The 381-nt window shown below is 40.4% G+C and carries 1 pseudogene; it reads left to right on the top strand.

Features of this window, described 5'->3' with window-relative positions:
- Nucleotides 1-381, top strand: a pseudogene (locus tag V7654_RS10860) (hypothetical protein); the annotation flags it as partial.

The raw sequence follows: 381 nt of genomic DNA on the forward strand, positions 1-381 counted from the left end.
TAAGGACATCGATCTTGATGCAGATGCAACTGTAAAAACTGAAGATGAAGATGTTGTAACTACAGAAGAAGAAACTCCTGCTGAAGAAGTAACTGACGAAGTTGTATCTGAAGAAGTTGCTACTGAAGAAGTCGTGACTGAAGACGTTGTGACTGATGAAGTTGCTACTGAAGATGTTGTAACTGATGAAGACGCTACTGAAGAAGAAAAAGTAAATCCTTCTGCTGCTAACAAAATCAATTCTCAAGGTTACGAGAACTCAAGTGAAAACGCTAAGTTGCACGCCGCTGCTAACTCTGCTGTTCTTGCTGTAGAAGTTTCTGAAGAAACTCCTGCTGAAGAAGTAACTGACGAAGTTGTATCTGAAGACGTGGTATCTGA

The sequence above is a fragment of the Bacillus sp. JJ1609 genome (assembly GCF_036967045.1).
Lineage (GTDB): Bacteria > Bacillota > Bacilli > Bacillales > Cytobacillaceae > Mesobacillus.